Source organism: Pseudomonas sp. Q12-87, from assembly GCF_001269755.1.
Taxonomy (GTDB): domain Bacteria; phylum Pseudomonadota; class Gammaproteobacteria; order Pseudomonadales; family Pseudomonadaceae; genus Aquipseudomonas; species Aquipseudomonas fluorescens_S.
The window spans coordinates 45,053-60,338 of the sequence record NZ_LHVI01000024.1 but is presented as its reverse complement, the minus strand read 5'-3'; the positions used below and the strand labels follow the sequence as shown (position 1 = coordinate 60,338).

Annotated in this window: 16 protein-coding genes and 1 pseudogene; 9 read left to right on the top strand and 8 right to left on the bottom strand. The window is 60.4% G+C overall.

What is annotated here, in order from left to right:
- Positions 1-24 precede the first annotated feature (24 nt).
- Positions 25-525: a universal stress protein gene (locus AD663_RS18630; protein ID WP_003183771.1), complete on the top strand. Its 501-nt coding sequence runs from the start codon at positions 25-27 to the stop codon at positions 523-525.
- Between the two features lie 110 nt (positions 526-635).
- Positions 636-1,610, top strand: a complete 975-nt coding sequence (gene cysB, locus AD663_RS18625) for an HTH-type transcriptional regulator CysB (RefSeq protein ID WP_003183769.1) — start codon at positions 636-638, stop codon at positions 1,608-1,610.
- Positions 1,611-1,621: 11 nt separating this feature from the next.
- Here cysB and AD663_RS18620 read toward each other — a convergent pair whose 3' ends face one another.
- On the bottom strand, positions 1,622-2,104 hold the full coding sequence (locus AD663_RS18620; protein WP_003183767.1) for a GreA/GreB family elongation factor: 483 nt from the start codon (positions 2,102-2,104) through the stop codon (positions 1,622-1,624).
- A gap of 3 nt (positions 2,105-2,107) precedes the next feature.
- On the bottom strand, positions 2,108-2,494 hold the full coding sequence (locus tag AD663_RS18615; protein ID WP_003183764.1) for a hypothetical protein: 387 nt from the start codon (positions 2,492-2,494) through the stop codon (positions 2,108-2,110).
- A gap of 121 nt (positions 2,495-2,615) precedes the next feature.
- Here AD663_RS18615 and earP point away from each other — a divergent pair, with 121 nt between their 5' ends.
- Both earP and AD663_RS18605 read left to right on the top strand, forming a co-directional pair.
- Positions 2,616-3,749 carry an elongation factor P maturation arginine rhamnosyltransferase EarP gene (earP, locus tag AD663_RS18610; RefSeq protein ID WP_003183763.1) on the top strand — a complete coding sequence of 378 codons (1,134 nt, stop codon included), beginning with the start codon at positions 2,616-2,618 and terminating at the stop codon, positions 3,747-3,749.
- A gap of 48 nt (positions 3,750-3,797) precedes the next feature.
- Positions 3,798-4,367 (top strand): elongation factor P, encoded by a 570-nt coding sequence (locus AD663_RS18605; protein ID WP_003183761.1) that lies wholly within the window; start codon positions 3,798-3,800, stop codon positions 4,365-4,367.
- A 102-nt stretch (positions 4,368-4,469) separates the two neighbouring features.
- Here AD663_RS18605 and AD663_RS18600 read toward each other — a convergent pair whose 3' ends face one another.
- From AD663_RS18600 to AD663_RS18595, 3 genes and pseudogenes are all read right to left on the bottom strand, one after another.
- Positions 4,470-5,483: an alpha/beta hydrolase gene (locus AD663_RS18600; RefSeq protein ID WP_003183760.1), complete on the bottom strand. Its 1,014-nt coding sequence runs from the start codon at positions 5,481-5,483 to the stop codon at positions 4,470-4,472.
- A 47-nt stretch (positions 5,484-5,530) separates the two neighbouring features.
- Positions 5,531-5,629 (bottom strand): annotated as a pseudogene (locus AD663_RS28535) (organic hydroperoxide resistance protein); the annotation flags it as partial.
- Between the two features lie 379 nt (positions 5,630-6,008).
- Positions 6,009-6,470 (bottom strand): MarR family winged helix-turn-helix transcriptional regulator, encoded by a 462-nt coding sequence (locus AD663_RS18595; RefSeq protein ID WP_053214321.1) that lies wholly within the window; start codon positions 6,468-6,470, stop codon positions 6,009-6,011.
- Between the two features lie 146 nt (positions 6,471-6,616).
- Here AD663_RS18595 and AD663_RS18590 point away from each other — a divergent pair, with 146 nt between their 5' ends.
- On the top strand, positions 6,617-7,366 hold the full coding sequence (locus AD663_RS18590) for a sulfite exporter TauE/SafE family protein (protein ID WP_003183756.1): 750 nt from the start codon (positions 6,617-6,619) through the stop codon (positions 7,364-7,366).
- On the opposite strand, the gene AD663_RS18585 is transcribed toward AD663_RS18590, so the two are convergent.
- A complete protein-coding gene (locus AD663_RS18585) occupies positions 7,356-8,210 on the bottom strand; it encodes a LysR substrate-binding domain-containing protein (protein ID WP_172680617.1) in 855 nt (284 codons plus the stop codon). The two genes, AD663_RS18590 and AD663_RS18585, sit on opposite strands and share 11 nt — an antisense overlap.
- Before the next feature lie 97 nt (positions 8,211-8,307).
- On the opposite strand from AD663_RS18585, the gene AD663_RS18580 reads away from it, so the two are divergent.
- Together AD663_RS18580 and AD663_RS18575 are read left to right on the top strand one after the other, a co-directional pair.
- Positions 8,308-8,526 carry a DUF1127 domain-containing protein gene (locus AD663_RS18580; protein WP_003183751.1) on the top strand — a complete coding sequence of 73 codons (219 nt, stop codon included), beginning with the start codon at positions 8,308-8,310 and terminating at the stop codon, positions 8,524-8,526.
- Between the two features lie 64 nt (positions 8,527-8,590).
- Positions 8,591-9,820 carry a winged helix-turn-helix domain-containing protein gene (locus AD663_RS18575; protein ID WP_053214319.1) on the top strand — a complete coding sequence of 410 codons (1,230 nt, stop codon included), beginning with the start codon at positions 8,591-8,593 and terminating at the stop codon, positions 9,818-9,820.
- Positions 9,821-9,953: 133 nt separating this feature from the next.
- On the opposite strand, the gene AD663_RS18570 is transcribed toward AD663_RS18575, so the two are convergent.
- Entirely contained in the window at positions 9,954-11,300 is a 1,347-nt protein-coding gene (locus AD663_RS18570; RefSeq protein ID WP_003183746.1) for a class II 3-deoxy-7-phosphoheptulonate synthase, read from the bottom strand.
- A gap of 155 nt (positions 11,301-11,455) precedes the next feature.
- On the opposite strand from AD663_RS18570, the gene AD663_RS18565 reads away from it, so the two are divergent.
- Together AD663_RS18565 and AD663_RS18560 are read left to right on the top strand one after the other, a co-directional pair.
- A complete protein-coding gene (locus AD663_RS18565; RefSeq protein WP_003183744.1) occupies positions 11,456-12,211 on the top strand; it encodes a spermidine synthase in 756 nt (251 codons plus the stop codon).
- A gap of 369 nt (positions 12,212-12,580) precedes the next feature.
- A complete protein-coding gene (locus AD663_RS18560) occupies positions 12,581-14,254 on the top strand; it encodes a DEAD/DEAH box helicase (RefSeq protein ID WP_053214318.1) in 1,674 nt (557 codons plus the stop codon).
- A 215-nt stretch (positions 14,255-14,469) separates the two neighbouring features.
- Here the strand turns inward: AD663_RS18560 and AD663_RS18555 are convergent, their stop codons facing one another.
- Positions 14,470-15,237 (bottom strand): class III extradiol ring-cleavage dioxygenase, encoded by a 768-nt coding sequence (locus AD663_RS18555; RefSeq protein WP_053214317.1) that lies wholly within the window; start codon positions 15,235-15,237, stop codon positions 14,470-14,472.
- Between the last annotated feature and the right edge of the window lie 49 nt (positions 15,238-15,286).

The window sequence follows — 15,286 nt, the reverse complement described above, 5'->3', positions numbered from 1 at the left end:
CATCTTGGCACGCGAGGAGGTCACATGATTCGTTCGATGCTGTACGCCACAGACCTGGGACTTTACGCCCCTTATGTGATGCAGCATGCCTTGGCGTTGGCACGGACGTTTGAAGCCGAGTTGTATGTGGTGCATGCGGTAGAACCGATGGGGCTGTTCGCCGAATCGGTGTTGCAGAGTTATCTCGACGAGCAGGCGCTGAACGAATTTCATCGCCAGGGTCTGAATACGGTAATGGCCAATATCGAGCAGCGAGTGCTCGACAGCTTTCGTGAGGAGCTGGGAGAGGGGCAGCAGGACTTGAAGCTGATCAAATCGGTCAGGGTTTACCAGGGTGATCCTTCCCAGGTCATTCTGGAGCAGGCGGCGAAACTCTCCGTCGATTTGCTGATCGTAGGCAGTCATTGCCAAGGGGCAAGCGGCGAGACCCCCTTGGGTCGGACCGCTGCACGGGTATTGCAGTTATCCCGTGTGCCAGTCTATCTGGTGCCGCTGATGCAACGTCGACGCCAGGGAGAGGCGTGAGGCTAAATGATGGCTTTTTATAAAAAGTTCTAGATTTATTGTCATAACCTTCCATATAGTTATATACCGTCGCTGATGCCCGTGGCGTCCAACTGCTTTGAGGGATACATATGAAGCTTCAACAACTGCGCTACATCTGGGAAGTGGCGCACCACGACCTCAACGTTTCCGCTACTGCCCAAAGCCTTTATACGTCGCAACCCGGCATCAGCAAGCAGATCCGTCTATTGGAAGACGAACTGGGCGTGGAAGTCTTCGCCCGCAGCGGCAAGCACCTGACTCGCGTGACTCCGGCCGGGGAGCGGATCATCACCACGGCTGGCGAGATCCTGCGCAAAGTCGAAAGCATCAAGCAGATCGCCCAGGAGTTCTCCAACGAGAAAAAGGGCACCCTGTCGATCGCCACCACCCACACCCAGGCACGGTATGCGCTGCCTCCGGTGATCAGCAATTTCATCAAGCAATACCCGGACGTGGCGCTGCACATGCACCAGGGCTCGCCGATGCAGATCGCCGAGATGGCCGCTGACGGCACCGTGGATTTCGCCATCGCCACCGAGGCCCTGGAGTTGTTCGGGGACCTGGTGATGATGCCGTGCTATCGCTGGAACCGCTGCGTCGTCGTGCCCCAGGGCCATCCGTTGACCAAGCTGCCGAAGCTGACCCTCGAAGCCCTGGCCGAATACCCGATCGTGACCTACGTCTTCGGTTTCACCGGCCGATCGAAGCTCGACGAGGCCTTCAGCCACCGTGGCCTGACCCCGAAAGTGGTGTTCACCGCCGCCGACGCAGACGTGATCAAGACTTACGTGCGTCTCGGCCTGGGGGTAGGCATCGTGGCGAAAATGGCGGTCGATACCAAGCTCGACAATGACCTGGTGGTGCTGGATGCCAGCGAACTGTTCGAATCCAGCGTGACCAAGATCGGCTTCCGCCGCGGCACCTTCCTGCGTGGTTTCATGTGCGATTTCATCGAGAAATTCGCGCCGCACCTGACCCGCGAAGTCATGGCCAAGGCCATCCAGTGCCACAACAAGCAGGAACTCGAAGAGTTGTTCGACGGTGTCGAACTTCCGGTGCACTAAGTCCCAGCCTGCTAGATCGCCTCGGTGACAGCGAACTGTTGCCGGGCGCCCGCCACCACGATCTCCACCTCATCCCCTTCGAACTTGCCCAGCAGGCCCCGGCCCAGCGGCGAGCGAGGGGTGATGACCGTGATCGGTTGCCCTACCAGCGAAACTTTCAACCCCGCCGCATCCGGAGCCAGGAACAGCCATTGCTGGCGGCTATCCTCATCTTCCAGGCCTATCAGCGTGCCGACCGTAATGCCGCGCTGCGCGTCGTAGGGCCTGAGCGGCAGGGCTTGGCACAGGGCGAGCGCCTGACGGATCTCTTCCACGCGCCTGGCTTGCCCGGCGGCGAGGTATGACGCCTCCAGGCCAAGGGTGTCGTACTTGTTCTCGGCGATGTTTTCTTCGTGGGTCGCGGTTTCGTACGCGGTTTGCGCCGCGCGCTCGGCAATGTCGAGATCAATCTTGAGCTTGTCGAGAATCAATTGGTGGACGGTCTGTTTGTTCATGGTTTATTCGCAGAATTGCAGGACATTGGCCCGGCTCTTGTCGCTGGGCGCGTTCTGGTCCTGTTGCAGCCAGAACTGGCACTTGGGGTTGGACAGGTTGCGCGGATTACTGCGCACCTGTTCCAGCGCCTGGCGCTGCTCGTTCCTTTGCAGGTTCTGCTGGTACTGCTCGAACATTGGCGCCGGCGGCTCCGGTGCCGGTTGCACCGCCGACGGTTGTGCCAGCTGATGGACGGCCGCAGCCACCGGAGCCAGTTGGTCAGCGAGGAACCATCTCGATAGCAGCCAGCCGGTGAGGACGATGGCGAGGAACCCCAGCCACAGGCCCAGGGCAATGCTGAATGTCAGTTGCAAGGCTGAGAGGCGCGGGGCTGGCGGGTGATCAGGCATGGCTGCTTCCTGGCAGAGTCATGGGATGGCGATGATTGTCGCATGAAGAATAATCGCCGTCGGCTCTTCTGCATGATCATGTTATTCGGGACAATCAGGCCTTTGCCACAAGGAGTCGGAAATGACCGTGCGCTGGGATATTTTTTGCACCGTCGTCGATAACTTTGGCGACATTGGCGTTACCTGGCGCCTGGCGCGTCAGTTGGTGGCCGAGCATGGATGCGCCGTGCGGCTATGGGTCGACGACTTGCGAGCCTTCGAACGGCTGTGCCCGGAAATCGACATCACCCTTTCCGAGCAGTGGCAGCAGGGCGTAAACGTGCGTCACTGGCCCCAAGTCTGGCCGTCCACCGAGGCCGCCGATGTGGTGATCGCCGCATTCGCCTGCCAGTTGCCGAGTGCCTACATGGACGCGATGACTGAACGGCAACCCGCGCCATTGTGGATGAACCTCGACTATCTGAGTGCTGAGGACTGGGTCATCGGTTGCCACGGCTTACCGTCGGTCAAATACAAACACGTGCAGAAGTATTTCTTTTTTCCAGGCTTCCAGCCGGGGACAGGGGGCCTGTTGCGCGAGGCGGGGCTGCTGGAACGTCGTCAGCGATTCCAGCAGGATGCCGAGGCGCAACGCATGTTCCTGCAAGGATTGGGCGTCGTTCGGGCGCCGGATACTTGCCTGATCTCGCTTTTTGCCTACGAGAACGCCGGGCTTGCCAGCTGGTTCGACGCCATGGCCGCCGATGTCCAGGCCTTTCATGTGCTGGTTCCCGAAGGGCGGGTGCTGGGCGATGTTGGGCGTTGGCTTGGTGTGGATGGCCTGAAAGCGGGAGCGGTGCATCGACGTGGCCGCCTGACCGTTCAGGTGCTGCCATTCGTCCGGCAGGATCAATACGATCAGCTTCTGTGGTGCTGCGATTTCAATGCCGTGCGTGGCGAAGACTCCTTCGTCCGCGCCCAGTGGGCTGGCCGACCACTGCTCTGGCACATCTACCAGCAGGAGGAAGACGTCCACCTGGAAAAACTCGAGGCGTTCCTCAGGCTGTATACCCACGGACTGCCGGAGGCGACGCAAAAGGCGATCAACGGTCTCTGGCGCGCCTGGAATGCCGGCCAGGACATGACCGAGCACTGGAAAGCCGCCCGCGAACAGCACCGGGAACTGGCCGAACATGCCCAGGCGTGGTGTCTGGAACAGGCCTCGCGACCCGATCTTGCCGCGGCGCTGGTGAAGTTTTATGTAAATTGGATATGATACGCGGCCTAGATTTTTGTAAATCCCATCCAAATTCGGATATTCGCAATGAAAACTGGTAAAGAACTGAAACCCGGGACCGTGATCCGTCTCGAAAACGATCCTTGGCTGGTTCAGAAAGCTGAGTTCACCAAGTCGGGTCGTAACAGCGCGATCATGAAGACCAAGCTGAAGAACCTGCTGACCGGTTACAAGACCGAGATCGTCTACAGCGCCGACGACAAACTGGATGACGTGATCCTCGACCGCAAGGAAGTGACCCTGTCCTTCATCAGCGGCGACACCTACACGTTCATGGACACCACTGACTACACCATGTACGAGCTGAACGCCGAAGACATCGAGGCCGTTCTGCCGTTCATCGAAGAAGGCATGACCGACGTCTGCGAAGCGGTGTTCTTCGAAGAGCGCCTGGTTTCCGTAGAACTGCCGACCACCATCGTGCGTCAGGTTGACTACACCGAAGGTTCGGCTCGCGGCGACACTTCCGGCAAGGTGATGAAGCCGGCCAAACTGAAGAACGGTACCGAGCTGTCGGTAGCTGACTTCATCGAAATCGGCGACATGATCGAGATCGATACCCGCGAAGGCGGCTCCTACAAAGGCCGCGCTAAATAAGCGAAGCCTTGTGTATGAAAAAAGCCCGACCTTTGAGTCGGGCTTTTTTATTTCAGGGCTTGCCCAGCAGCTTCCTCACCGCAAAGGCTGTGCCTGACACCATCATTTCAAATGTTGCTTGAGCTCTTCGGACGCCTGCAACATGGCCGAACGCACCGCTGGCACCTGGCTCACCACATTGAGCAGACCATAGTCATGGATCATGCCGTTGTAGCGCACGGCTGTGACAGGCACACCGGCTGCGTCGAGTTTGCGGGCGTAGGCTTCGCCTTCATCACGCAGCACATCGGCCTCGGCGGTCTGTACCAGCGCGGGCGGCAGGCCCTTGAGCTGCGCAGTGGTGGCCCGCAGCGGAGACGCATAGATCTCGTTGCGCTGTCCGGCGTCGGTGGTGTAGTTGTCCCAGAACCACTTCATCATGTTCTTGCTGAGGAAGTGCCCTTCGGCGAACTGGTTGTAGGACGCGGTCTCGAAGCTCGCATCAGTCACCGGCCACAACAGCGCCTGGAAGCGGATCGCCGGCGTACCTTTGTCCTTGGCCATCAGTGCCACGACCGCCGCCATGTTGCCGCCGACGCTGTTGCCCGCAACGGCCAGGCGCTTGCCGTCGACGTTGATCTGCTTACCATGTTCGGCGACCCACTTCGTTGCGGCGTAAGCTTGGTTGATCGCCACCGGGTAGTGCGCCTCGGGTGAAGGCGTGTAGTTGACGAATACCGCGACAGCCCCCGAGCCTGCCACCAGATCCCGAACCAGCCGTTCGTGGGTCGGGAAGTCCCCCAACACCCAGCCACCGCCGTGGAAGAACATGAACACGGGCAATTCGCCCTTGACCCCGGCCGGACGCACGATGGTCAAGTTGATCGGCTGGCCATCGACCTGGATGGTTTTCTCGCTGACATCCGCCTTGGGCAAGGACAGTTTTACCCCTGCCTGGGCCCCGACCAGTACGGCGCGGGCATCCTTGGGCGACAGCTGTTCCAGAGGCTTGCCGGTGCCGGCATTCAGGGCATCGAGAAACGCCTGGGTGTTGTGCTCCACGAGGTCGTCGGCGAAAGCGCTGCCGACGCTGAGGGCGAGAAGGGTACCGGTCAAAGCTTTGCTGAGCGTGTTCATGTATATCTCCTTGATGTTCGGGGTCAGGTGCGGGTTGGTCAAACAGTTGGGGTGGTCAGCTTGACGTCGAGGATGTTGTCGCTGGAGATGGCACGACCATCACGGTCGCCGGTGGAGGTTGAGATTGCGGTGTTGAGAGTTTGCATGATGAGAGCCTCGCTTCAGGGTAGGTGTTTCGCGCTAAATGTTTGCGCGCTAAGTAGGTGTGAGGCGAATGTATAGCGCTAATGTTTTGCGCGCAAGCTAAATTTTCGAAAAATTGCTGATATATAAGCTGAAGAGGCGTGTAGGCCCCTGGCTAGAGGGGTTTCATGATGCTAACGAAGTTTGTACCGAGGATAGGCAGGCAAGGGCAGCCGCTATCGCGAGCAAGCTCGCTCCTACATTGGCTGACGGGTATTTGCAGGGTCGCGTCATCCAGCAACCCTGCGGGAGTGAGCTTGCTCGCGATAGCGGAGGGGCAGTTGGCGGGGATATTGGATGTACCGCTGTGTTCGCGAACAAGTTCGCCAGAACACGGGACAGTCAGAGGCTTTCCTGCAAATGCCCACGCAGCGCTTGCAGGTCAAGTTGCAGCTTCTTCAACTGCTCCAGGGTCTGGCCGCTGGCGGCGAGGATGCATTGAGGAATGTCCAGGGCCTTTTCTTGCAGGGCGCGGCCTTGTTCGGTCAATTCGACAATCACCACGCGTTCGTCTTCACGGCTGCGGGTGCGGCTCAACAGGCCTTCGGCCTCCAGGCGCTTGAGTAACGGCGTCAGCGAGCCGGGGTCGGTGAGCAGGCGCGTGCTGATTTCTCCAACCGTCAAGCCGTCCTTTTCCCACAACACCATCATCGCCAGGTATTGCGGATACGTCAGGCCCAGGGCCTGGAGCAGCGGTTTGTAGACCTTGGTCATCAGCAATGATGTGGAGTGCAGGGCAAAACAGACCTGGTTGTCGAGCAACAGGGCTTCGCAAGCTTCGGGGGTGTTGCGCTGGGTACTCATGGCAGAACCTTCAATCAATGATTGGTACAAATCTAGCGGACGAATGTTTAATGCGCTAGATAATTCGGACGATCTGACCCGATGCTCCGTTTCCCCGCCGGCGCTGACTGCGTAGGATAAGCACCCTGATAAAGGGGGAGTGGTCTGTGTTCGAGTTTGCGATTTTTATATTGTTCGGTGCCGCTTTGGGCACCTTGGGGGGATTGTTCGGGATTGGTGGCGGGCTGATTGCCATTCCGGTGCTGGGCGTCTGGTTCGGCCTTGACCAGCAACAGGCCCAAGGCACGGCCCTGGTAATGGTGGTCCCCAATGTGATGCTCGCGCTATGGCGTTATCATCAGCGTAATCGCATCGAGTTGCGCCATGTGCTGCCGCTCGCGTCGATGGGGTTTTGCTTTGCCTGGCTGGGCTCGATCTGGGCCGTAGGCATTGATGCGCAAAACATGCGCATCGGTTTCGTGGCGTTCCTGATCGCCCTGACTGCCTATAATTTCATCCGAATGTTCGCCGCCACCGCGCCGGCTTCGGCAGAGATGCGTCATGGCTGGCCGTGGCTCGGTGTGCTGGGGGCAGCCTCGGGCACCATGGGGGGCCTGTTCGGTGTCGGCGGAGCTGTCGTCGCGACGCCAATCCTGACCAGCCTGTTCGGCACCACCCAGGTGGTTGCCCAAGGGTTGTCCCTGGCGCTGGCCTTGCCCAGTACCGGCGTGACCCTTGCCACTTACGCTTATCACCATGAGGTGGACTGGAGCATCGGCCTGCCGCTGGCCGTTGGTGGTCTGCTGAGTATCAGTTGGGGAGTGAAGGTCGCCCACGCCTTGCCGGAGCGTCTGTTGCGCGGGCTGTTCTGCGGGTTCCTGGTGCTCTGCGCGGTGCTGCTCGCCCTTAAAGTTTGAAGCCTTCGACGATGTGCTCGGCCAGGCACTCGGTGATCGGCGACGGATTGTGCAAGTTGCGGATCAGCATGATGCTGGCCTCGGGCAGTTCCGGCAGGTCCTCGGCCTCGCCCAGTACACGCATGTCCGAGGTCAGCAGGCTTTCAAGTTGCGCGGTGATCGCCAGGCCCGCGCCCACTACCGCCATGAGGGCCGACAGGCTCGAGCTGTTGTAGGCCACTCGATAATCGCGGCCCATGGCATCCAGCGCGTTGCAGGCCCATTGCCGACAGAAACAGTCACTGTTGAACATCGCCAGCGGCAGCGGCGTTTGTTCATGGACGTTGAAGCAGGCCGCTTCGGCCCAGACAAAACGTTCCTTGCGCAGCAACTGGCCGATTTCGTCCCCCGGTTTGCGGGTGACAATGGACAGGTCCAGGTCCTGGCGCAGTAATAACTGCTTGGACGATTCGCAATGCACTTCGATTTCGATCAACGGATAGAACTGGGCGAAGCGCTGCAGGATCCCCGGCAGGAACCGCATCACATAGTCGTCCGGCGTGCCGATGCGCACCGTGCCGACCATGTGGGGTTCGCGCAGGGTATTGAACACCTCGCTGTGCAGCTTGAGGATCCGTCGGGCGTAACCCAGCAACACTTGGCCTTCGGCGGTGAGCTTGACTTGGCGTCCGTCACGCTCGAACAAGCGCCGCTGCAATACATCTTCTTCCAACCGCTTCATCTGCATGCTGACGGCCGATTGCGTGCGGTTGACCAATTCACCGGCACGGGTGAAGCCGCCCTGGTCCGCGATGGCGACAAAGGTGCGCAGCACTTCGGTATCGATGCTCGGGTAACTCGACAATTGATCAATCTCCGAGATGTATTGCATAAGAAACATTCGTTGGATTGATCTTAGCGTTAGCGCGAGACTTGAGCCATCCCCAACGGAGGACATCACGATGAAAGGTCAGAAAGGTTATCTACTGATAGAAAAACTCTCCCACGGCTTCTCGGTCAGCGCCCTGTTGCACAAGTTTAGTCGCTGGTACGAATTGCACCATGAACGCGAATTACTTGCCGGTATGAGCGATGAGGCGCTCAAGGACATCGGCGTCAGTCGTGCCGACGTGGAGCAAGAAGTGGTTCGGCCATTTTGGGATGACCCAATGCACAAATGAGCCATCCTTCCCTACACAAACCCCTTATCGGTGAGGTAGGTTGCGAGCAGACAAGGAGATCTCCATGCCCGCGACTCTGTCCTTTACCCTCAAACAGGCCCGGCGTCTGGCGTTGTCCGCCCAAGGATTCGATGGGCGGTCAGCGTCGGCTTCGATCCAACCCTCTCGTCTCAATCGCCTGATCGAACGCCTCGGCGTCCTGCAGATCGATTCCGTCAATGCATTGGTGCGCTCGCACTATCTCCCGCTGTTCTCTCGTCTAGGTCAATACAACCCCGATTTGCTCGATCAAGCGGCCTGGAGCCAGGGACGCCGCCGCACGCTGTTCGAATATTGGGGCCATGAAGCGTCGCTGCTGCCGATGTCGATGTACCCGCTGATGCGCTGGCGCATGGCCCGTGCGTCCCGTGGCGAAGGTATCTACCAACAATTGGCGCGTTTCGGTCGTGAACGCCAGGACATCATTCGCCGCGTGCTGGATTCGGTCCGGGAGCAGGGCGCCATCGGTGCGGGCAGCCTTTCCACGCGTCGAGAAAAGGCCGGGCCCTGGTGGGACTGGAGCGCTGAAAAACATGCGTTGGAATGGCTGTTTGCCGCAGGCGAGGTCACGGTGGCGGGACGACGCGGGTTCGAGCGGCTTTACGATTTGCCGGAGCGGGTGTTTCCGGCCTCGGTCCTGCAACAATCGCAGCCGGACGAAGCCCAGGCTCAGCGCGCCTTGTTGCTGCACGCCGCTGAGGCCCTGGGCGTGGGCACCGAGAAAGATTTGCGCGATTACTTTCGCCTGGATCCTGCCGACAGCCGTGGGCGGCTGGCCGAGTTGGAGGAGGCCGGTGAACTGCTGCGCTGCGAGGTGCAGGGCTGGAAGCAACCCGCCTGGTGTCGACCCGCTGCGAAAATCCCTCGCAAAGTGGCGGCCAGTGCCTTGTTGTCACCCTTCGACTCGCTGGTCTGGGAGCGCAGCCGCACCGAGCGGCTGTTTGATTTCCGCTATCGGCTGGAGATCTACACCCCCGCTCACAAGCGGGTTTACGGCTATTACGTGTTGCCGTTCCTGCACAATGAACGCATCGCGGCACGGGTGGACCTGCGGGCGGAGCGGGCCTTGGGTCGGTTGGCGGTGCATGCGGTGCACGAGGAAGAGCCGGGGCTGGACGAGGAGGGGGTGCAGGCCTTGGCGATCAATCTGCGGCGCATGGCCGATTGGCTGGGGCTGGAGCGGGTTCAGCTCAATTGCCAGCGGGTGGGTGGGGTTCGGTTGGCGTTGGCGTTGGCCCAGATCGGTGGTGACTGAGCGGGCCTCTTCGCGAGCAAGCCCGCTCCCACAGTAGACCGGGTCGAACACACAAATCATATTCATCGCCGATCAACTGTGGGAGCGGGCTTGCTCGCGAAGGCGGTGGTTCAGTCGCTGCAAACTGAACGATTTACCGTCGAACCTGCTTCAACGTCTCGGCAATCAGGAACGCCAACTCCAGCGACTGATCGGCGTTCATCCGCGGGTCGCAGTGGGTGTGGTAGCGGTCCGACAGTCCGTCCTCGGTGATCGGCCTTGCACCACCGATGCACTCGGTGACGTTCTGCCCTGTCATTTCGATGTGAATCCCGCCGGCATAGGTGCCTTCGGCTTCGTGGACCTGGAAGAACTGCTTCACTTCGCCAAGGATCTGCGCGAAGTCCCGGGTCTTGTAGCCGCTGCTGGCCTTGATCGTATTGCCGTGCATCGGGTCGGAGCTCCACAGCACCTGCCGGCCTTCACGCTGCACGGCCCGCAACAGCGGCGGCAGATGGTCGCCGACCTTGTTGGCGCCCATCCGCGCGATGAGGTTCAGTCGGCCCGGGTCGTTGTCCGGGTTGAGCACATCGATCAGGCGGATCAGGTCGTCAGGGTCCATGCTCGGGCCGACCTTGACCCCGATCGGGTTGTTCACCCCGCGCAGGAATTCGACATGGGCGCCGTCCAGTTGACGGGTGCGGTCGCCAATCCACAGCATGTGGGCCGAGCAGTCGTAATAATCGTTGGTCAGGCTGTCACGGCGCACAAAGGCTTCTTCGTAATTGAGCAGCAGCGCTTCGTGGGCGGTAAAAAAACTGGTTTCGCGCAATTGCGGCGAGCTGTCCATGCCGCAGGCACGCATGAAGGCCAGGGTTTCATCGATGCGGTCGGCCAGGTGGCTGTATTTTTCCGCCAGGGCTGAATTGGCGATGAAATCCAGGTTCCACTTGTGCACCTGGTGCAGATCGGCGAACCCGCCTTGGGCGAAAGCGCGCAACAGGTTCAGCGTGGCGGTGGACTGGTGGTAGGACTGCAACAACCGCTCAGGGTCCGGTACGCGGCTTTTTTCGTCGAAACCGATACCGTTGACGATGTCGCCCCGGTAGGCCGGCAATGTCACACCGTCGATGGTTTCGTCGTTGGCCGAGCGCGGCTTGGCGAACTGTCCGGCCATGCGCCCGACCTTGACCACCGGGCAGCCGGCGGCAAAGGTCATGACGATCGCCATTTGCAGCAAGACCTTGAAGGTGTCGCGAATCTTCGCCGCCGAGAACTCGGCAAAGCTTTCGGCACAATCGCCGCCCTGAAGCAGGAAGGCCCGGCCCTGGGTTACCTCGGCGAACTGACGGCGCAACTCCCGGGCCTCACCGGCGAACACCAACGGCGGATAACTGGCCAGGGTCTGCTCCACCTGCAGCAGGTGCGCGGCATCAGGGTAGCGGGGTTGTTGCTGGATCGGCAGGGCACGCCAGCTGTCAGGGCTCCAGGGTTGGCTCATCATGATCTCTAGGTGATTTACGCTCGGAGGGCCATGTTATCAGCAATTAGTGCGTGACCTGTTTGCGTCGCTTCGCGGACAATCGCACCTTTGCCCGGTTGGCGTGCGGGTCCAGCGCGGTGCCGCAACCCGTCCGGCAGTTATCAGGAGACGAAATGACAGAGGAGCGCGACGAGCGTCTGCTCGCCGAGGTGCACGACGAGTTCGGCATGATCCGAGTCTTCGAAGTGGCCGATTACCGGTTTCTCGAGTTCGGCGATGCCATCGAGCAAAGCTGCGTGTTCACGGCGGATCCGAGCTGGCTCGAATACGATTACACCCGCGCCATGCTCATCGGTGCGTTGTGTCATGAACAGCCTGAGAGTGCCTTGTTCCTTGGCTTGGGCGCGGGGACGCTGACCCAGGCCTGCCTGAAGTTCCTGCCGCTGGAAGATGTCGAAGCCATCGAGCTGCGTCCAGACGTGCCGCGCCTGGCCATTGAATACCTGGGGCTGGATGACGACCCGAGGCTGTATATCCGCGTCGGCGATGCGCTGGAACTGCTCGAAACCGCCGAATCCGCGGATTTGATCTTCGTTGACCTATATACCGATGTCGGCCCGGGCGTCGGGCACCTGGCCTGGGGCTTCCTGGAAAACTGTCAGAAACGCCTAAATCCAGGCGGCTGGCTGGTGATCAACCAATGGGCCACCGATGATGGCAAACCGTTGGGGGCCGCGTTGCTGCGTGGCTTGTACCACCGGCACTATTGGGAACTGCCGGTGAAGGAGGGCAACGTGATCCTGATCGTGCCGGCGGATCTGGATCAGATGCTTGATCTGCAAGGGCTGGTCGCCAGGGCCGAGGCGTTGGCGCCACGACTGGGCTATTCGTTGCAGTCATTGATCAAGGCCATTCGCCCGGCGACTTGATCAGGGAAGCCAAGAAACCTGATGACCACAGGGGAAGCCGCCGCAAGGTGAACCGTTTTAGCCAACTGTCCCAAGGCCCAGGACAACGAGCCCCATAACGAGGTCTGGCGATAAAAAAAGCTCCCTTTTTGGGCGAATTCCGGTATAGTGCGCGCCGGCCTTTAGCCGGGCCGCGTCAAGGTAGCGCAATTCCCCGAAGTCAGCTTCGGTTGCATGTCCGCACAACGGATGCTTCCAGGACGTTCTTTTTTCATTCATTCGTTTTCGCAAATCCCCGCCGACAAAGCAGCCAGGGCGACTCTTGAGTCTCAACACGGCATGCGCAGCTTTGGAGCATGGGTCTTTGCGGATGCACTTAGAGGCAGACCCATGACCCAGGAAACCGGCGGCTTCGCCGCTTTTAATCTCAATCCGAATATTCTTGCCGCTGTCGCTGCGACCGGCTACGAAGAACCTTCGGCTATTCAGCAGCAATCGATCCCGATCATCATGGCCGGCCACGACATGATTGGCCAGGCGCAAACCGGTACGGGTAAAACCGCTGCGTTCGCCCTGCCGATCCTGCATTGCATCGATCCTGCCAAGCGCGAGCCGCAAGCCCTGATCCTGGCGCCAACCCGAGAGTTGGCGCTGCAAGTAGCAACCGCTTTTGAAACCTACGCCAAGCAAATGCCGGGCGTTACCGTTGTGGCCGTCTACGGCGGTGCCCCGATGGGCCCACAACTGAAAGCCATCCGTAACGGCGCACAGATTGTTGTCGCCACTCCGGGTCGCCTGTGTGATCACCTGCGTCGCGACGAGAAAGTCCTGGCTACCGTGAACCACCTGGTTCTCGACGAAGCCGACGAAATGCTCAAGCTGGGTTTCATGGATGACCTGGAAGTCATCTTCAAGGCCCTGCCAGCGACCCGTCAGACCGTATTGTTCTCGGCGACCCTGCCGCAATCGATCCGCGCCATTGCCGAACGCCACCTGCGCGATCCGCAACACGTGAAGATCCAGACCAAGACCCAGACCGTCACCGCGATCGAGCAGGCTCACCTGCTGGTTCACGCCGACCAGAAGACCTCGGCCGTGCTGAGCCTGCTGGAAGTCGAGGATTTCGACGCGCTGATCATGTTCGTGCGCACCAAGCAAGCGACCCTGGACCTGGCCAGCGCCCTGGAAGCCAAAGGCTACAAAGCCGCTGCGCTGAACGGTGACATTGCCCAGAACCAGCGTGAGCGCGTGATCGACTCCCTCAAGGATGGCCGTCTGGACATCGTGGTGGCGACCGACGTCGCGGCCCGTGGCCTGGACGTTCCGCGCATCACCCACGTGTTCAACGTGGACATGCCGTACGATCCGGAATCCTACGTTCACCGTATCGGCCGTACTGGCCGTGCCGGTCGCGAAGGTCGCGCACTGCTGCTGGTCACCCCGCGTGAGCGTCGCATGCTGCAAGTGATCGAGCGCGTGACGGGCCAGAAGGTGGCTGAAGTTCGCCTGCCGGACGCCCAGGCTGTCCTCGATGCTCGCATCAAGAAATTGACCAACAGCCTGTCGCCGCTGGTGGCTGATGCCGAGTCGACCCACGGTGATCTGCTCGATCGCCTGACCGCCGACATCGGTTGCACCCCGCGTGCCCTGGCTGCCGCGCTGCTGCGCAAGGCCACCAATGGCCAGGCGCTGACCCTGGCTGCGATCGAGAAGGAACGTCCACTGGTGCCGAACAACGCACCGCGTGGCGATCGTCCCGAGCGTACCGGTGACCGTCCCGACCGTGGTGACCGTGAGCGTCGTGCACCGGTCCCGCTGGCTGAAGGTCGTGCTCGCTGCCGTACCGCGCTGGGTGCCCGTGACGGCATCGCAGCCAAGAACCTGCTGGGTGCCATCCTCAACGAAGGCGGCCTGGCGCGTGAAGCGATCGGTCGCATTCAGGTGCGTGACAGCTTCAGCCTGGTAGAGCTGCCGGAAGATGGTCTGGAGAAGTTGCTGACCAAGCTGAAGGACACTCGCGTGGCTGGCAAGCAGCTCAAGCTGCGTCGCTATCGCGAAGATTGATCGGTTTGCGGGCTGATTGATCGAACAAAAAAAATCCCCGACTGGTTCGGGGATTTTTTTTGCCTGTTGTTTGGTATTCCGTCAGATGAGCGGTGTTGTCCCATTCGCGAGCAAGCCCGCTCCCACACGGGACCACGGTGCCCACAAGTGCTGTGTTCACCGCAATCCCCTGTGGGAGCGGGTTTGCTCGCGAATGGCGCGACTCGGTCTATCTCTCAGGCAAACCGATAAATGTCCATCCCCAACGTGCCCATTGTGAACCCTTGGTGAGCAACGCTGAATTCCCCACCCGCGCCCCGGGCAAAATACAGCGGCAACAGGTGCTCGTCGCTGGGGTGGCTGCGCACGGCATTAGGCGCCAGGCGACGATAGTCATGCAGCGCGGCTTCGTCGTTGGCCGCCAGCTTTTCAACGATCCAGTCGCGAAAGGATTTCGCCCAGGGCTCGATGCTTTCAGGGCCGGCATTCCAGTCCAGGTCGCGCAGATTGTGGGTGATGCTGCCGGAACCGATCAGCAGGATGTCTTCCTGGCGCAGGCTGGCAAGGGCTTGGCCGACCTGGGTCTGCAATGCAGGCCCCTGGCGGCTGGGCAGCGAGACTTGCACCACTGGGACGTCGGCTTCGGGATACATCAACGACAATGGCACCCAGACGCCATGGTCGAAGGGGCGTTGCGCATCGAGGCGTGCAGGCAACTGCGCAGCAGTGAGCAGGTCAGCGACCCGCGTTGCCAGCTCCGGATTACCCGGCGCGGGGTACTGCACCTCGTGCAAGGCTTGTGGAAAACCGCCGAAGTCATGCCATGTACGCGGCTGGGGGTTGGCGCTGACCAACAGTTCATCGCTTTCCCAATGAGCGGACACAATGACAATGGCTTTGGGCTTGGGCAATTGCCCGGCCAGGCGGGCCAGCGCCGGACCACTGTCACCCGGTTCCAGGGCAAGCATGGGTGAACCATGGGAGATAAACAGGCTGGGCAGCATGGACGGACTCCTGAGCGTTAAGATGTTGTCATCTTCCGCCAGGTCAATC

Excerpts from the sequence above, each read along its gene's own strand:
- AD663_RS18630 (WP_003183771.1), top strand. The coding sequence starts at position 25 with ATGATTCGTTCGATGCTGTACGCCACAGACCTGGGACTTTACGCCCCT.
- cysB (WP_003183769.1), top strand. The coding sequence starts at position 636 with ATGAAGCTTCAACAACTGCGCTACATCTGGGAAGTGGCGCACCACGAC.
- AD663_RS18620 (WP_003183767.1), bottom strand. The coding sequence starts at position 2,104 with ATGAACAAACAGACCGTCCACCAATTGATTCTCGACAAGCTCAAGATT.
- AD663_RS18615 (WP_003183764.1), bottom strand. The coding sequence starts at position 2,494 with ATGCCTGATCACCCGCCAGCCCCGCGCCTCTCAGCCTTGCAACTGACA.
- earP (WP_003183763.1), top strand. The coding sequence starts at position 2,616 with ATGACCGTGCGCTGGGATATTTTTTGCACCGTCGTCGATAACTTTGGC.
- AD663_RS18605 (WP_003183761.1), top strand. The coding sequence starts at position 3,798 with ATGAAAACTGGTAAAGAACTGAAACCCGGGACCGTGATCCGTCTCGAA.
- AD663_RS18600 (WP_003183760.1), bottom strand. The coding sequence starts at position 5,483 with ATGAACACGCTCAGCAAAGCTTTGACCGGTACCCTTCTCGCCCTCAGC.
- AD663_RS18595 (WP_053214321.1), bottom strand. The coding sequence starts at position 6,470 with ATGAGTACCCAGCGCAACACCCCCGAAGCTTGCGAAGCCCTGTTGCTC.
- AD663_RS18580 (WP_003183751.1), top strand. The coding sequence starts at position 8,308 with ATGAAAGGTCAGAAAGGTTATCTACTGATAGAAAAACTCTCCCACGGC.
- AD663_RS18575 (WP_053214319.1), top strand. The coding sequence starts at position 8,591 with ATGCCCGCGACTCTGTCCTTTACCCTCAAACAGGCCCGGCGTCTGGCG.
- AD663_RS18570 (WP_003183746.1), bottom strand. The coding sequence starts at position 11,300 with ATGAGCCAACCCTGGAGCCCTGACAGCTGGCGTGCCCTGCCGATCCAG.
- AD663_RS18565 (WP_003183744.1), top strand. The coding sequence starts at position 11,456 with ATGACAGAGGAGCGCGACGAGCGTCTGCTCGCCGAGGTGCACGACGAG.
- AD663_RS18560 (WP_053214318.1), top strand. The coding sequence starts at position 12,581 with ATGACCCAGGAAACCGGCGGCTTCGCCGCTTTTAATCTCAATCCGAAT.
- AD663_RS18555 (WP_053214317.1), bottom strand. The coding sequence starts at position 15,237 with ATGCTGCCCAGCCTGTTTATCTCCCATGGTTCACCCATGCTTGCCCTG.